The 14,740-nt window shown below is 60.1% G+C and carries 14 protein-coding genes and 1 pseudogene; 9 read left to right on the forward strand and 6 right to left on the reverse strand.

The annotated features are described in order from the left end of the window. Positions 1 to 76 precede the first annotated feature (76 nt). The 3 genes from BLW38_RS10960 to BLW38_RS10970 are packed head-to-tail and all read left to right on the forward strand — an operon-like array spanning position 77 to position 3,923. Positions 77 to 2,683 (forward strand): heavy metal translocating P-type ATPase, encoded by a 2,607-nt coding sequence (locus BLW38_RS10960; RefSeq protein WP_004594598.1) that lies wholly within the window; start codon positions 77 to 79, stop codon positions 2,681 to 2,683. A 17-nt stretch (positions 2,684 to 2,700) separates the two neighbouring features. After that, positions 2,701 to 2,925, forward strand: coding sequence for a DUF7123 family protein (locus BLW38_RS16955; protein WP_004594599.1), 225 nt, complete (start codon positions 2,701 to 2,703; stop codon positions 2,923 to 2,925). After that, entirely contained in the window at positions 2,874 to 3,923 is a 1,050-nt protein-coding gene (locus BLW38_RS10970) for a DUF63 family protein (protein ID WP_245710169.1), read from the forward strand. Before BLW38_RS16955 ends, BLW38_RS10970 begins: the two co-directional genes overlap by 52 nt. A gap of 200 nt (positions 3,924 to 4,123) precedes the next feature. Here BLW38_RS10970 and BLW38_RS10975 read toward each other — a convergent pair whose 3' ends face one another. The 4 genes from BLW38_RS10975 to BLW38_RS10990 form a co-directional block, all read right to left on the reverse strand. Further along, positions 4,124 to 4,441, reverse strand: a complete 318-nt coding sequence (locus BLW38_RS10975; protein WP_004048656.1) for a hypothetical protein — start codon at positions 4,439 to 4,441, stop codon at positions 4,124 to 4,126. Positions 4,442 to 4,713: 272 nt separating this feature from the next. Next, positions 4,714 to 5,418, reverse strand: coding sequence for a DUF7546 family protein (locus tag BLW38_RS15895; RefSeq protein WP_123624180.1), 705 nt, complete (start codon positions 5,416 to 5,418; stop codon positions 4,714 to 4,716). A gap of 33 nt (positions 5,419 to 5,451) precedes the next feature. Further along, positions 5,452 to 6,033, reverse strand: coding sequence for a helix-turn-helix transcriptional regulator (locus tag BLW38_RS10985; RefSeq protein WP_004048657.1), 582 nt, complete (start codon positions 6,031 to 6,033; stop codon positions 5,452 to 5,454). Between the two features lie 125 nt (positions 6,034 to 6,158). Continuing rightward, the gene (locus BLW38_RS10990; protein WP_049986199.1) at positions 6,159 to 7,547 is read right to left on the reverse strand and encodes a permease; all 1,389 of its coding nucleotides are present in this window, start codon (positions 7,545 to 7,547) and stop codon (positions 6,159 to 6,161) included. Positions 7,548 to 7,875: 328 nt separating this feature from the next. Here BLW38_RS10990 and BLW38_RS10995 point away from each other — a divergent pair, with 328 nt between their 5' ends. Beyond that, positions 7,876 to 9,342: an amidohydrolase family protein gene (locus BLW38_RS10995; RefSeq protein ID WP_004594621.1), complete on the forward strand. Its 1,467-nt coding sequence runs from the start codon at positions 7,876 to 7,878 to the stop codon at positions 9,340 to 9,342. Positions 9,343 to 9,371: 29 nt separating this feature from the next. Here BLW38_RS10995 and BLW38_RS11000 read toward each other — a convergent pair whose 3' ends face one another. Beyond that, positions 9,372 to 9,896, reverse strand: coding sequence for an ArsR/SmtB family transcription factor (locus tag BLW38_RS11000; protein WP_004048660.1), 525 nt, complete (start codon positions 9,894 to 9,896; stop codon positions 9,372 to 9,374). A 201-nt stretch (positions 9,897 to 10,097) separates the two neighbouring features. Here BLW38_RS11000 and BLW38_RS11005 point away from each other — a divergent pair, with 201 nt between their 5' ends. The 3 genes from BLW38_RS11005 to BLW38_RS11015 are packed head-to-tail and all read left to right on the forward strand — an operon-like array spanning position 10,098 to position 12,919. Further along, positions 10,098 to 10,313: a heavy-metal-associated domain-containing protein gene (locus BLW38_RS11005; protein WP_004594622.1), complete on the forward strand. Its 216-nt coding sequence runs from the start codon at positions 10,098 to 10,100 to the stop codon at positions 10,311 to 10,313. A gap of 4 nt (positions 10,314 to 10,317) precedes the next feature. Then, entirely contained in the window at positions 10,318 to 12,237 is a 1,920-nt protein-coding gene (locus BLW38_RS11010; RefSeq protein ID WP_092817282.1) for a heavy metal translocating P-type ATPase, read from the forward strand. A gap of 28 nt (positions 12,238 to 12,265) precedes the next feature. Then, on the forward strand, positions 12,266 to 12,919 hold the full coding sequence (locus BLW38_RS11015) for a hypothetical protein (RefSeq protein ID WP_092817283.1): 654 nt from the start codon (positions 12,266 to 12,268) through the stop codon (positions 12,917 to 12,919). A 35-nt stretch (positions 12,920 to 12,954) separates the two neighbouring features. Here the strand turns inward: BLW38_RS11015 and BLW38_RS16540 are convergent. Further along, positions 12,955 to 13,232 (reverse strand): annotated as a pseudogene (locus tag BLW38_RS16540) (site-specific integrase); the annotation flags it as partial. A gap of 396 nt (positions 13,233 to 13,628) precedes the next feature. Between BLW38_RS16540 and BLW38_RS11020 the strand changes: the two are divergent. Continuing rightward, complete coding sequence (locus BLW38_RS11020; protein ID WP_092817284.1) at positions 13,629 to 13,916, forward strand: hypothetical protein; 288 nt, start codon at positions 13,629 to 13,631, stop codon at positions 13,914 to 13,916. 65 nt (positions 13,917 to 13,981) lie between these two features. After that, positions 13,982 to 14,731 carry a helix-turn-helix domain-containing protein gene (locus BLW38_RS11025; protein WP_092817285.1) on the forward strand — a complete coding sequence of 250 codons (750 nt, stop codon included), beginning with the start codon at positions 13,982 to 13,984 and terminating at the stop codon, positions 14,729 to 14,731. Positions 14,732 to 14,740 lie beyond the last annotated feature (9 nt).

Raw genomic sequence — 14,740 nt, forward strand, 5'->3', positions numbered from 1 at the left:
AATTTTCCTGCAGTCGAAACCCCGCCTCTCGAAGCAGTAAATCGCCTAAACCTAGACCCCGTATAGTAGAACAAGCATGACAAGCCAAACAATCCATCTTGATATCACGGGAATGTCCTGCGCCAACTGTTCGGCGACGATCCAGGACACTCTCGAATCGCTCGACGGGGTATCGGAGGCGGATGCGAACTTCGCCACCGACGAGGGTTCCGTCACCTACGACCCTGAAGAGGTATCGCTCAAAGAAATCTACGACGCGATCGACGAGGCCGGGTACGGCGCAGTCTCTGAGACGGTAACGATTGCCATCTCCGATATGACCTGTGCCAACTGCGCCGAGACCAACCAAACCGCTCTTGAAAATATTCCGGGCGTCGTTAATGCGGAGGTCAATTACGCAACCGACGAAGCACAGGTCACCTACAATCCTGCGGAAGTATCTATTGGTGCGCTGTACGATGCTATCGAGGAGGCTGGCTACTCGCCCGTCCGCGAAGATGGTGCCGACGAAGAGTCGGGCCAGGACGCACGAGATGCCGCCCGTCAAGCCGAAACTCGGAAGCAACTCAGGTTGACCCTCTTTGGGGCAGTGTTATCGGCACCGTTGCTCTTCTTCCTCATCGACAATTATCTGCTCGGTGGCGCGATCGTCCCTGAAGCCGTCTTCGGTGTGGAACTTGGCTGGGTTGAGTTCCTCCTCGCCACGCCGGTACAGGCGATCCTCGGCTGGCCGTTCTATAAGAACTCGTACAAGGCGATCGTGAAGAACGGCCGCGCCAATATGGACGTGCTGATTGCGATCGGTTCAACAACGGCCTATCTATACTCTGTGGCAGTCCTTGCTGAACTCATTGCAGGTGGACTTTATTTCGACACGGCAGCCCTCATCCTCGTGTTCATCACGTTGGGTAACTATCTCGAAGCTCGGTCGAAGGGCCAAGCGGGTGAGGCCCTCCGAAAGCTCCTCGAAATGGAAGCCGAAACGGCGACCATTGTCCGCGAGGACGGCAGTGAAGAAGAAGTTCCGCTTGAAGAGGTCACAACTGGTGACCGGATGAAAATTCGTCCAGGTGAGAAGATTCCCACAGACGGTGTCGTTGTCGACGGTCAGTCTGCCGTCGACGAGTCAATGGTCACTGGCGAATCTGTGCCTGTCGAGAAAGAGGAGGGCGATGAGGTCGTCGGCTCGACGATTAACGAGAACGGCGTCCTTGTCGTGGAGGCGACGAAGGTTGGAGAAGACACGGCCCTCCAACAGATCGTCCAGACAGTCAAGGAGGCCCAGTCGCGCCAGCCCGACATCCAGAATCTCGCCGACCGCATCTCCGCGTACTTCGTGCCTGCGGTCATCGCGAACGCCCTTCTCTGGGGTGTCGTCTGGTTCCTGTTCCCCGAGGCTCTCGCTGGCTTCGTCGACTGGCTCCCGCTGTGGGGTCAGGTTGCTGGCGGCCCGGCCCCGGTCGGTGGGACCGTTTCAGTCTTCGAGTTCGCGATAATTGTCTTCGCGTCCTCGATCCTCATCGCCTGTCCCTGTGCGCTGGGGCTGGCGACGCCCGCAGCGACGATGGTCGGGACGACGATTGGTGCCCAGAACGGCGTCCTGTTCAAGGGCGGTGACATCCTCGAACGAGCGAAAGACGTCGATACAGTCGTCTTCGACAAGACGGGCACACTCACCGAAGGGGAAATGGAACTCACCGACGTGGTCGTCTTTGATAGCGATGGAAATGTGGTGACTGACGGTGGCGAGCCGACCCCAGATGGTGGACAGCTCAGCACCCGTGAGCGCCTCTCAGAGGATGATGTGCTTCGACTGGCGGCGATAGCTGAAAGCGGCAGCGAACACCCGCTCGCCCGTGCAATCGTCGAAGGGGCCGAAGAACGCGGCCTGGACGTGACTGAGCCTGACGACTTCGAGAACGTTCCGGGCCACGGGATCAAAGCAGTCATTGGTGACAGCGAGGTGCTGGTCGGCAACCGCAAGCTGCTGCGGGACAACGGGATCGACCCCTCTCCCGCTGAGGAGACGATGGAACGCCTCGAGAACGAGGGGAAGACGGCGATGCTGGTCGCCTACGAGGGGGAGCTCGTGGGTGTGGTCGCCGACGCCGACACAGTGAAGGAAAGCTCCAAGCAGGCTGTCACAGCACTCCAGGAGCGGGGAGTTGACGTGATGATGATTACGGGCGACAACGAGCGAACTGCCCGTGCGGTCGCTAAACAGGTGGGTATCGACCCGAAGAACGTCCGCGCAGGAGTCCTTCCTGAGGACAAGTCCAACGCGGTCGACAGTATTCAAGACGAGGGCCGGCAGGCGATGATGGTCGGTGACGGCGTCAACGACGCTCCGGCACTCGCGGTCGCACACGTCGGGACAGCAATCGGCTCCGGCACCGACGTCGCCATCGAAGCTGCAGACGTCACGCTGATGCGAGACGACCCGCTCGACGTGGTAAAGGCGATCCGAATCTCAGACGCGACACTCCAGAAGATCAAACAGAACCTCGTGTGGGCGCTCGGTTACAACACGGCGATGATTCCGTTAGCGTCGCTCGGCCTCCTCCAGCCCGTGCTCGCTGCAGCAGCAATGGCGTTCTCGTCGGTGTCGGTGCTGACGAACAGTCTCCTGTTCCGGCGGTACACCCCCGATCACGACTACAAGCTCTTCGGATTTCTTCGCTAACCGTCACCTCTAGATCAATGTCGAATATTTCCCGGCACACGGTTCGAAGGTACCTCGTCGAGACAGCCAGTAGCGAACCGACATACCTCCGGGCTCGCGAGATTGCCAGCGACCTCGACGGATCTCCCAAGGCAGTCGCGCAGTACCTCAGCCAGCTCCAGGACGAACTCACAATCGTTTCACTCGAACAGTGGGGGCGCTCGAAAAGCACGACGTGGCGATTGGAGGTGAACGGGTCGTGAGTACTGTCACCCGCCGCGTCGAGACTGTCCTTCCGGAGACCGGCTCACGCGAGTGGTGGGCGCTGTACCTGCTGGCCCCGCTCGTCCTTCTCGGTGGGGGCATCCTCGTGTTTCCGACGTTGGTCTACGACCGGTTCATCTGGCAGTATCTCTGGGGACCAGTCGTCGCCGATGCGGCCGGTCAGCCAGTCACGCACGAGGGGATTCGTGCTGTCCAGGGCTACAACGCGGTGAACACGGTAATCTACCTCGCGGCAGTCGTATACAGCCTCCCCGGACTACGTGCGTATCTCGACCAACTCGACGTCACGTTCGACGCACGACTGGCCTACGGGTTCGCTCCGATCATCATCGCAGGTGGGGCGATGCGCGCCCTCGAGGATCTCGGGCTGCTCGGGGACTACGCGGTGTGGTTCATCACGCCATCGATTTACATCGTCGTCACCGCTGTCACCATCCTCGCGCTCGGTGTCGGTGCACTCTTGCGTGACCAAAATATCGGATCTATCCCGCTAACAGTCGGGCTCGTCGGGTCGGTGTGGGCTGTCGGGGCCGTCTGGTGGGCTGTTTGGCACGGCCTCTCGACATCGACCCCACTCCGCCTATGGGTTCCTGTCGCGACGACGGGGATAGCGCTCGGCGTAACCGCACTCTACTACTGGGGCACGAGTTTCGCCAATATCACCCACCTTCGACACCCGCTAATTCTGCTGGCCGTTTTCGGCCAGTTGTGGGACGCTGCGCAGAATCTCATCGGTGTGACGTTCCTCGGCTACTCCCCAAAGCTGGTCGTGACGAATCTCGTGTACCAGGCGACTGGATTCTCCGGATCGACGTTCGTGCTGAAACTCGTCGTGACTGTCGGCATCGTGTGGTATCTCGCCGATGCGAAAGAGGAGATGAATCACACGTGGTGGTGGCTTATGACGTTCTTCATCGGAGCGATCGGACTCCCGATGGGCGTTCGTGGGTCACTTCGGATGCTGTTGGGAGCTTAACGATGGCCTCAAAGATTGGCAAAAACCGATGACTCGAACGTCCAAAATTGCGGTAATAGGTGGAGGGATGGCCGGGCTTGCAGCAGCTGCTGGATTCGACGAGTCGTCCGCCCGAGAGTGTTGGTGTAGTGTGTCATTGTGATCGTTGAGTCAGTAAGTCGAATATCTATCGTGTCAGACGAGGATCCGAACAGGGATCGTTAGCAGCCGTACCCCTGTCCGTTCATCCCCGTCGCGGTGTGATTGTCGTCCGCCATATCTTGGGCCATCTCGTCGACGGTCACGCCCATGTGCGCTTCCATCTCGTCAACGGCATTCGGGCCCATGTAGTCGGTCATGTGACCTTCCATCCAGGCCGCCCAGTCTGCTGCACTACCATCGGCTGGCGTCCCTTCAGCTGCCGTCTCGTTCCCCTGGATCGGTTCGTCACCGTGTGCGCTAACTACCGGGGCGGCAAACGCGAGTCCGACAATCGCGAGCACCACGAGCAGCCATCGTCCGAGGTTTCGGTTGGTCATTGTTTTTCGCCTCAAGTAGTCATACGGTGGGTTCGGAGTTATCTTCGTGGGAGTGAACTCAAACAGGAGAGCGTTCAAGAACGTCTATAACGCCATCTAAACGTTTTCTACTGACGGGATCGTTCATACCTGCCGAATTCGAAAGGATCAGAGGAATGGTGAGAGCAAAGGGGATCCGTCGAGACTGTTCACCTCATTGCGGCGATCCAGACAATAACCACGGTTCAGGCGGCGAGGGAGGCTCGGGTATTGCTGACCACGAACGAGATGGATCAGTTCCCTCGGAACTGGTGATACTGCCTCGTGAGTGCCTGACGATGGTAGAGGATTCCAATTGTCATGAGGAACAGAACGGTCGCAATTTCGTAGCCATACGCACCAAGCAATAACATCGTTGAAGAACCACTCAGTCCGCCTGCAAGTAGTACGGCAAACAACGGGCTAACGCAGGCAGGGCACGCCACAATCCCGACTATTCCTCCGACTGCCGACTGCGAGAAATCAAGCAATGCATCATAGACGAGATACGCCAGCGCGAACAGGCCAACCGCTTGGTAAGGAATGAGCGAGACCGTGATCAGGTCACCTGTATAGACGAAGACCGGACTCCATCCCAAAGATCGACCCCACGTTATTCCGAAGCCGCTTGGTCCAGTGAGCTGCCCGAAATGAGAGGTGCTCGGTCCAAGTAATCCTGAAAAATAAAACATCACGATGAGATATAGAGCAACGACAAGTGCGGCACCAATACGATACACTCGACGTTTCGTTACAGGTCGAGTGTGCCAGATCACCCAGACTGAGGCGGTGAACCAAATAAATGGAAGGACGAAATGGGTCCACCGGCTCCCCATATCTCCTGTGAAATATGCGTACACCAACCCGGCGATCAACTGTGCGGCGAGGAGGAGATTGAGCCACGTGCTTGACTTGAGAACCCGGCTAATGCGATCAGTTTCGAGTGTTGCTTGTGACATGATGGGTAGTGTTAGTATGAATTTCTACGTCTGTTAGTTCTGCAGGTCATCACTCGGATACACGCGGTAGGTTCGACCCTGTCGTTCCCGATACAGCAGCCCGCGCTCCTCGAGTGAACTCACGGTCTGGCTCACTTTACTCTTTGAGAACTCAGATCGATCCCGAAGTTCGATCTGCGTGATTCCAGGCGAGTTCAGGACGGGTTCAAGGACGCGTCGTTCATCATCCGGTAAGAGATCGAGAACGCGCGCTTGCGGATCCGATTCAGGATTGATAGGCGTCGCCGGCGAGGCGTCATCGTCTATCGATGTAGGCGTTGCCTCCGATACCTGATCGGGGTCGATGTGATCCGCTGAGTCGGTTGTCGAATCGATGAGATTCCCTCGAACCACGTAATAGATGCCACCGATACTGCCTGCGACCAGAAGGGTTCCAACCACGTACCAGAGAGGATCTGGACCGTGAATCGCCCCCATAGACGAGTCCATCATCGGCCCCATCGACTGCTCGATAGCGCGACGCTGTTGATAGGCCCGCCAACTGAGTAGTCCGCCAGCCAAGAGGACGAACCCAAGGAGCACACCAACGACGGTATCCGCTGGACGTTGGTTCATATGACATCCCCTTGTTTCGATATCTGACTGCTCATACAATCAATTTTGGCGCGACAGGTGTGACAATTGCGGATTGAAGGTGCGATGATGAAGTGCTTCACAGCGGATGAACCACAGTACATCTATCAGTGATCGTGATCGTGGTTTGTTATCTGCGGGCTTTGATCAGCAAATTCCGTGGGCTCTTCCTCGAATGCCCGCTTACAGGTCTTCGAGCAAAAATAGTACGTCATCCCATCATTGGACGCACTCGGCCCCTCATCGTCGGTCCGCATGCCACACACCGGATCACGATACTGACCTGGTGCGCCGATTCCACGTCGGTAGACATACAGGAGGAACCCGGAGAGCGCGAAGGCGATAATATTGAGGTAGAACGTGTAGTTGAGCTCGAAGTACGTCTGTTCGGTCGCCGTCTCGCCACCGGCCAGATCTGGTACGATGCCGAGGGCGTCGAACAGCAACTCCATGAGGAAGCCAGTGAACGCCATCGTCACGAAGAAGACGCCAAGGATGTACAGCATGATCTTCCAGCCGTAGTACTTCCGGTAGACGTTCAGCACGGGCACGGTGATGAGGTCGGCGTAGACGAACGCGATGATCCCGGCGAAGCTGACGCCACCGCCCCACAGCGCGACGGCGAACGGGACGTTGCCCATACTGCCGACGAAACTGAGGACGGCGATGATGACGCCCATGACGGCGTTCTCGGCAGTCACGAGCAGGCCGTCGCCCTGAATGAACAGCGTGTTCCACACCCACTGCGGGACGAAGACGATGACGAACCCAGAAATAAGGAAGCCGGCGACGATGTCTTTCCAGATCATCGACCACTCCTTGCGGTACTGATTCCCGACCTTGTACCAGCCACCCCACGACAGCAACTCGTCACGCCACCCGCCGCTACTCGACGTCTCCTGGCGATAGGTCTCCATACAGCCCTCCGAGCAGAATTTGAGCGTCTCACCGCCGTCGGTCGTGAGCGTGTACTCGTCTTTCCCCTCCATCCCGCAGGTGGGATCTTCCGTGACGCCCGCCTGGCGGTCGCGCTCGTTGAGCTTCTCGCGGACTTCGTTAAACAGGTTTTCGGGAAGCGTGAGGTGGACGATGGCGGCCATGACGGCGATGAGAATCAGGCCGCCGAGCAGTTCCGCGACGAGGAACTCCCAGCCAAGCAGGATGAGAATCATCAGCCCTAGTTCGACGATGAGGTTCGTCGACGCGAACATGAACGCGAGGAAGTTCACCGCGTGCGCCCCCTTCTTGAACAGGCCCTTCCCGATGGCGACGGCGCCGAAACTACAGCCACTGCTTGCTGCTCCGAACACAGTCGCCTTGGTAAGTCCAGTTAGATCGCCCTCACCCAGCACCTGTGCCATCCGCTCCTTCGAGACGTAGACCTGGACGAGACTCGTAATCGTGAGGCCCATGATGATCGCCCACGCCGCCGTCCAGAGAAATCCGACACCGATACGAAGGGATTCAAGAACTCCGTCGATTATCGTCGCCTGCATAGGTGTATCATTGTAGGGATCATCTATTGCGGTTTTGGTTAGAATATACTGCCTATGAGGGTATCAGTACTATGGCATCGTAACCGTCGGCCATAGATGATCTATCGTGAAGAGGGGAAAACATTGCAAACCTCCACAAGCTCCACGGAATCCGACTTCAGATTCAAAAGGGGAATCTGATTAAATCACGCCGACGTATTAGAGGCTAATGGGACCAGTAGAGACCGATGATATCCCAAATGAGGGGAACACCACCTGGAAGAACAGCCTTCGCCGGCCTGCTCGGTTGTCCAGTACGGTAACTGTCACATCCACTTCCTAATTTACGATGGCTGTCGATCTGGCAATCCATGATGCACTCGTTCTCACAGCCGACGAGCGGAACCGCCTGTACGAGCGCGGCACAGTATGCATCACCGATGGCTGTATCGAAGAAGTCCGACCATCACGTGCAGGAGACGGAGAATTAGAAGCATCCACCGTTATCGACGGGAACGGGAAACTGGTGATGCCGGGGTTGGTGAACGCCCACACGCACCTGGAGATGACACCGCTCATCGGTGCGTTTAGCGAACTCGAGCTGACGGAGATGCTCGGGAGTGGGACGGCCTTGTTTAACAGACTAGGGAACGGCGAATTCGAGTACCTCGTCGAGGCAGGCGTCGAGCTCGCAGCGCTCAATTTCCTCCTGGGCGGTGTCACGACCGTGAACTCCATGGACGCACGGCCTGCCGCAGGTGCGGAGACGTTCGGGGAAGCAGGGCTCCGCGGATTTTTCGGCCCGGCGATCTCGGACCTCTTCTGGGACCAACCAGTCGATCAGCAGTTCGCCCGTGCTCGCGAGTTCGTCGAAACGTACCACGACACGTACGACGGCCGAATCAGGGCGACGATCTGCCCGCACGACGACTGGTCGTGTACCCGGCAGCTGTGGGAACGGACCGCATCCCTCGCCGCAGAGTATCCGGACCTGCTCGTCCACACGCACTTGCTCGAACTCGAGGAGAGTAACACGATGGCACGAGCGAACGGTGGCGAGGACTCGGTAGGATTGCTCGACGACGTTGGACTCCTGGACGACCGACTGGTCGCTGCTCACTTCCGCCTCGGCGACGAAGAGGACATCCAGCGAACCGCCGAGGCGGACGCGGCTGTTGCGCACTGCCCGTCCGTCTTCTGTTACTGGAATCCGGACGGGGAGACGCAGTGGACGCCCGTTCCCGAGCTTCGAGCCGCCGGCGTCGACGTCGGAGTAGGGATTGACGACCACTACTGGCACGACTCGTACAGCATGTTCGGTGAAGCGCGGCAAGCTCGGCTGGCGGCAAATCTCAAGCGTTCAGCCGGGCAGTTCGACTCGATGGAACTGATACGAATGCTCACTATCGAGGGCGCACGCGCGCTGGGGATGGGCGACGAGATCGGCAGTATCGAAGCGGGAAAGCGCGCGGATATTATCCTCCTCGACGTCGACAAACCGAAGTTCACGCCACTGACCAACGTTCCCGCACACGTCGTGAACAACGCGGTCCCGGCCGACGTCGAGACAGTGATCGTTGACGGCGACGTCGTCCTCCGGAATGGTGTGCCCGAGACAATGGACTCGGACGACGTGCGACAGCGAGTAAATCAGGCTGTCGAACGCTTCATGGACGAGACAGGCTGGGAGTTAGACATTGGTGGTAGTGAACCGCCGACCAGCATCGAGACTGTACGGGACCTCCCAAAGCGTGGCCCTGCGCGACTCCTGACTCGCCTCGCGATGCAATCCGCGCGTGATCGGTTCTCCTTCTAAGACCCTGCCAGCGTAGGGGTGGTTCCCCCTCAGGAATTTCTGTGGGCGCGAACGAACGCACGTCGCAGGACGGTCAGAAGAACGTACGTCTCGTACTTCTGGGTCTGGCAGTGCTCGCAGGGCTGCATATCCTCGACGATCTCCTCAATAGCGTCGTCGTACTCGTCGGTGAGCGTAGTGAGCGCGTCCGTGATCTGGGGCTGGGCAGCGTCGATCATCTCCTCGACGGCGGCGTCGGCCGAATCTGGTAGTGAGTACGAGAGGACGATCGTGTTCGCGTGGTAGTACTTCGTCGTCCCACCACGCCCCTCCTCGAAGCGAACGACGTCGACGAGGCCCGCATCCCGGAGCTCGTTGATGTGATGGCGGACCGTGTTCTCCGTCCGGTCGATGCCGCGATCGTCGAGGCGTTCGTGGACCTCGGTCGCAGTTAGGGCTTCCTCGGACAGAATGTCGAGGACCATCGCCCGCATCGGCTCGTCGATGGCGTCCGAAATCCGAGTGTCTCGCACCGCGATGTCGTCGAGACGGTGGTCGGTATCGGAATCACTCATACGAGGACTGAGCGCGAGCACGCGGGAAAAGGTAGCGGGGCAGGAGTCGGGTAGGTGTCTGTCGAGGTATCCAGTACAGGATGGACCCGCGATAGCGAAAGCCCTAGACGACCCGTTTGACTGTTCCAACGACTCGTATCCGAATTCAAACATATCATATAAAAAATACTTATTGAGGTACGGGCACTATCTCAAACTGTAATGAGCGACACAACCCAATTCCGCGTCCTCGACTTCGACTGCCCGACCTGCGCGAGTACCGTCGAACGCGCCCTGTCGAACGTCGACGGCGTCCAGCACGTCGAAGTCCACTACGCGACCGGCCGCGTCGAGATCGAGTACGACGACAGCGTCGCTGACCCCGACGCCTTCGCAGAGACCATCGAAAACCAGGGGTACACTCCCCAGCCCGCCTAACACTATGAACAAACAATCGATCACGCAGTACTACCGGAACCACCGGAAGGCCATCGTCACGGCGACAAGCGGCCTGCTGTACGGCGGTGGCTGGAGTCTCGGCTACCTCACGAGTTTCGAGATGGCAAGCGCCGCCATCCTCGTCCTCGCGACGGTCGTGGGTGGCTACGACATCGCCAAGACCGCTTACCACGAGGTCACCAACCGGACGCTCGGCATCAAGACGCTGGTGACGCTGGCCGCCATCGGTGCTATCGTCATCGGGGAGTACTGGGAAGCCGCCGCCGTCGTCTTCCTGTTCAGCCTTGGCAGCTACCTCGAAGGCCGGACGATGCGGAAGACCCGGACGGCACTTCAGGAGCTACTGGAGATGACGCCCGACACGGCGACCGTCCGTCGCGACGGGACACTCCAAAAGGTCTCCGCCCGCGATGTCGAAGAGGGCGAAGTCGTCGTCGTAAAGCCGGGCGGGAAGATCCCGGTCGACGGAACCGTCGTCGACGGCGAGAGCGCAGTCAACCAGGCGCCGGTCACCGGCGAGAGCGCGCCCGTCCACAAGGCCGACAGCGACGAGGTGTACGCCGGGACGGTCAACCAGGAGGGCGCGCTAGAAATCCGGACGACGGGAGCGGGATCGGATACGACTCTCGAACGGATCATCCGTCGCGTCGAGGAGGCCCAGGAGGCTCAGTCGCCCACGGAGAGTCTCATCGACCGGTTCGCGAAGTACTACACGCCGGCCGTCATTGCCCTGGCTATCGGCGCGTACGCGGTCACGCAGAACGCGATCCTGTCGCTGACGCTGCTGGTCATCGGCTGTCCGGGCGCGCTGGTCATCGGGCCACCGGTCAGCATCGTCTCGGCCATCGGTAACGCCGCCCGGTCGGGCGTGCTGATGAAGGGCGGCGAACACCTCGAACGCGCCGGCAAGATCGATCTCGTCGCCTTCGACAAGACGGGGACGCTCACGAAGGGCGAGACCACCGTCTCCGGTATCGAGGGGTTCGGCGTCGCCGCCGCCGACGTCCTCTCGCTCGCAGCGACCGCCGAGAAGAAGAGCGAACACCACCTCGCGGACGCCATCGTCGACATGGCCCGCGAACGCCAGACGGCTGCGACGGACGGTGGAGCGACGGTCGCCCAAGCGGACGATACGGACGTGGGGCGCAGGTCGGTCCCCGATCCCGACGACTTCGACGTGGTCGCCGGCAAGGGCGTCATCGCCCATGCCGATGGCCAGGAAGTCGTCGTCGGCAACCGCGCGCTGCTGGACGACCGCGACGTCGATGTCCCCGATCGGGTCGCCGACTACGTCCGCGAGCGTGAGGGGCGCGGCGAGACAGTCGTCCACGTCGTTCGGGACGGGGACATCATCGGCGCGATTGCGATGCGGGACGAGCTCCGGGAGGCCGCTCCTGGGGTCGTCGCGGCGCTCCAAGACGCTGGCATCGAGACGGTGATGCTCACCGGCGACAACGAGCGGACGGCCGCTGCCGTTGCCGAGGAGGTCGGTATCGACGAGTACCGTGCCGAACTCCTCCCCGAGGACAAGCAGTCCGTCATCGAGGGCTACCAGGCCGACGGCCACGTCGTCGCGATGGTCGGCGACGGCATCAACGACGCGCCATCGCTGGCCACTGCCGATGTCGGCATCGCGATGGGTGCTGCGGGAACGGACACCGCTATCGAAACGGCTGACATGGCGTTGATGGCCGACGACCTCGAACGCATCCCGTACGCGGTCAAACTCAGCAAGGCGACGCGCTGGAACGTCCTCGAGAACGTCGGGCTCGCGGTGCTGACCGTGACCGTCCTCCTCACGGGCGTGCTCACCAGCTACGTCACCCTCGCGTCGGGAATGCTGGTCCACGAGGCCAGCGTCCTCCTCGTCATCCTCAACGGGATGCGACTGCTCCGCTACTGACCACGAGACACGATCACAACCACAACTCATGACATCGAATTCGACTGCGACTGACACGACCCAGACGAGAACCAATTGGCAGGTCGACTACGACGCCGACCCGATCGAAATCCGCGACCCCGTCGCGGAGGCCCTCGGCGTCCTCGAACCGGGCGAGCCGTTCGTCGTCACCTACCGGGACGCGGTGAAAGAGGCAGGACACTCCTGTCCGACTGCCTCGGGCGCCTACCGGATCGTCCAGCTCGGGCTCGACGCCCTGTATCCCGACGACTATCCAGTCCGGAGCGAAATCGAGGTCCAGACGGCCGGCCCGCAGGAGGATGCTGCGTACGGCGTGATGAGCCGTATCATCTCGTACGTGACTGGCGCGACCGGCGATGACGGATTCAGCGGGCTCGCCGGCGGCTATGGCGGCCGCCGCGACCTCCTGTGCTTCGACGGGTTCGACCCGGACACGGCGGACCCGACGTTCCGGTTCCGGCGAACCGACACGGACGAGACCGTCGAAGTGGCCTACCACGTCAGCGACGTTCCTAGCGGTGGACCCGCAATCGGGAACCTCCAGAGGATTCTCGACGGATCGGCAAGCGACCAGCAACGGGAGGCCTTCGCTGACGCTTGGCACCGCCGCGTGCAGGCTGTTCTCAGAGACGCCACCCTATTCTCCGTCGAAGGGGTATGAACGCGGCGGTGTACCCCTCACACTCGTAATGAGAGTTACCGCGATATACTGTTGGGCTCCTTGGGTACCTTGGTAGCGCCATCACCTAACTCGCCGACATCGATATGAGAGTACCCCACGCAAACCATCCCCTCAGAGTTGTCCAAGTATCGAGCTACAACCGCCAACCCAAATACTCAAACAAGAATCTCGCCCATCCCGCGTCAACTGCCATATGGAGCAAGGTAATCGTGTTTCCAATGGTCGATATCGATCTCCACAGCCTCTGAAGTCGTTGGAGAACCGACCGTGACCCATCAGTCATAATCTGCGGCAACGTCTACGGACACATCTATGCCGTTGTATGAGTCGTCGGAGCGCCCTGTCGGTGCCGTCGATATTGACGGGGTACAAGAGGTCAACTATGATTTATTTCCAGTTCATTTCGAACTGATTCGAAGGCACGCATCAAATCTATCCTCCGAGGTTGTGGGGGAGTTCACAGTATCGGAAAGTAGAACGCTACCAATCGCTTGGTTTCCACCTCTATCGGCTCGAATCCATCCTCTCGTCTCTGTTCGGCACTTTTCATACTTGATCTGACGCCTGTATTCGGGACAATATGAGGGAGTCGCGTCTATGACAAAGATATGGGATTTTCAGCAAGCGAGTCACTGTCGACCACATTTCCAACACTACCCCTTTCCGACCCGGAAGAGAACGAACAGCCATGCCCAGCGATTCCGACTCGAACGGTGTCCGCGTCTGGCTCGTCGAGCGGACGTACTCCGACGACGAGCAGAATCTCATCATCCTCACCTATGCAACCCCAGACGGTGAACGATACTTCCGGAAAGAACGGGCGCTCACTTCCTTCACCGACGTCCGCGACACGACGGCCGCCGTCGACGCCGACCCGGACAATCTCGGCTCGGTCAATGACGCCGATCTGCAGGAGCAGTACGCCGCCGAGGCCCAGCGAATGCGGGAGGAACACGACCCCGACGACGTGATCTGACTCCAGTCGACACGATGGCAGCACCGAGCCCACGTGTTATATCCAGCCGCCCTCTACGCGTGGGTATGCGCGAACTCGTCTTCGCCCTCGAATACGAGCCGGGGTGTAACAGGGTGGCGGACGCCCTCGCTGACCACCCCGACGCCCGCGTCCGCTCGCTCTCGCTGCACGCCACTGCGGAGCAGCTCTGGCGAGTCGACCACGCGACCGGCATTCCGGACGCACTCGACGCCATCGAGGACGCCTTTCTCACCAGCGACTACTACGCCGACTGTCTGGCTACCGAGGACTGCGGCGCCACACAGACCACTCGCGTCCTCGACCGCACGGACGACACGCTCGTCCTGTACTCCGACTGGGAGCGCACCCCCTCCTGCGCGTCCGTCCCCCACATCGCCCGCGACCATCTCGGCAAGAGCGTGTTGTTCGAGACCCGTCACGAGGGCCGCCACTACACGTGGCGACTCATCCACTCCGGAGAGGGCGACGTGGCCGCGTTCTTCGACGCCCTCGAAGTCGCCGTCGGGGACTGCGCCCGGATGGAGATGCTCCGAACCGCGGACACGACTGCGTCGGTGGGGGGAAGCGACGAGACGCAAAGTGGTCTGTCGCCGGAGCAGGAGGCCGCACTCCGGGCAGCCGTCGAACACGGGTACTACGAGTCCCCACGCGAAGTCGACGTCGGCGAACTGGCCGAGCATCTCGACGTGCCGCGGTCGACGCTCACCTACCGACTCCGCCGGGCGGAGGAACACTTGGCGAAGCAGCACGTCGCCGACGAACGGTTGCCCGAAGATCCCCCGGCAACACGCTGAACCTCGATT

It is taken from the genome of Halopenitus malekzadehii (genome assembly GCF_900108505.1).
Lineage (GTDB): Archaea > Halobacteriota > Halobacteria > Halobacteriales > Haloferacaceae > Halopenitus > Halopenitus malekzadehii.

Coding starts and splice junctions, on each gene's coding strand:
- BLW38_RS10960 (WP_004594598.1), top strand. CDS start 77: ATGACAAGCCAAACAATCCATCTTGATATCACGGGAATGTCCTGCGCC.
- BLW38_RS16955 (WP_004594599.1), top strand. CDS start 2,701: ATGTCGAATATTTCCCGGCACACGGTTCGAAGGTACCTCGTCGAGACA.
- BLW38_RS10975 (WP_004048656.1), bottom strand. CDS start 4,441: ATGACCAACCGAAACCTCGGACGATGGCTGCTCGTGGTGCTCGCGATT.
- BLW38_RS15895 (WP_123624180.1), bottom strand. CDS start 5,418: ATGTCACAAGCAACACTCGAAACTGATCGCATTAGCCGGGTTCTCAAG.
- BLW38_RS10985 (WP_004048657.1), bottom strand. CDS start 6,033: ATGAACCAACGTCCAGCGGATACCGTCGTTGGTGTGCTCCTTGGGTTC.
- BLW38_RS10990 (WP_049986199.1), bottom strand. CDS start 7,547: ATGCAGGCGACGATAATCGACGGAGTTCTTGAATCCCTTCGTATCGGT.
- BLW38_RS10995 (WP_004594621.1), top strand. CDS start 7,876: ATGGCTGTCGATCTGGCAATCCATGATGCACTCGTTCTCACAGCCGAC.
- BLW38_RS11000 (WP_004048660.1), bottom strand. CDS start 9,896: ATGAGTGATTCCGATACCGACCACCGTCTCGACGACATCGCGGTGCGA.
- BLW38_RS11005 (WP_004594622.1), top strand. CDS start 10,098: ATGAGCGACACAACCCAATTCCGCGTCCTCGACTTCGACTGCCCGACC.
- BLW38_RS11010 (WP_092817282.1), top strand. CDS start 10,318: ATGAACAAACAATCGATCACGCAGTACTACCGGAACCACCGGAAGGCC.
- BLW38_RS11015 (WP_092817283.1), top strand. CDS start 12,266: ATGACATCGAATTCGACTGCGACTGACACGACCCAGACGAGAACCAAT.
- BLW38_RS11020 (WP_092817284.1), top strand. CDS start 13,629: ATGCCCAGCGATTCCGACTCGAACGGTGTCCGCGTCTGGCTCGTCGAG.
- BLW38_RS11025 (WP_092817285.1), top strand. CDS start 13,982: ATGCGCGAACTCGTCTTCGCCCTCGAATACGAGCCGGGGTGTAACAGG.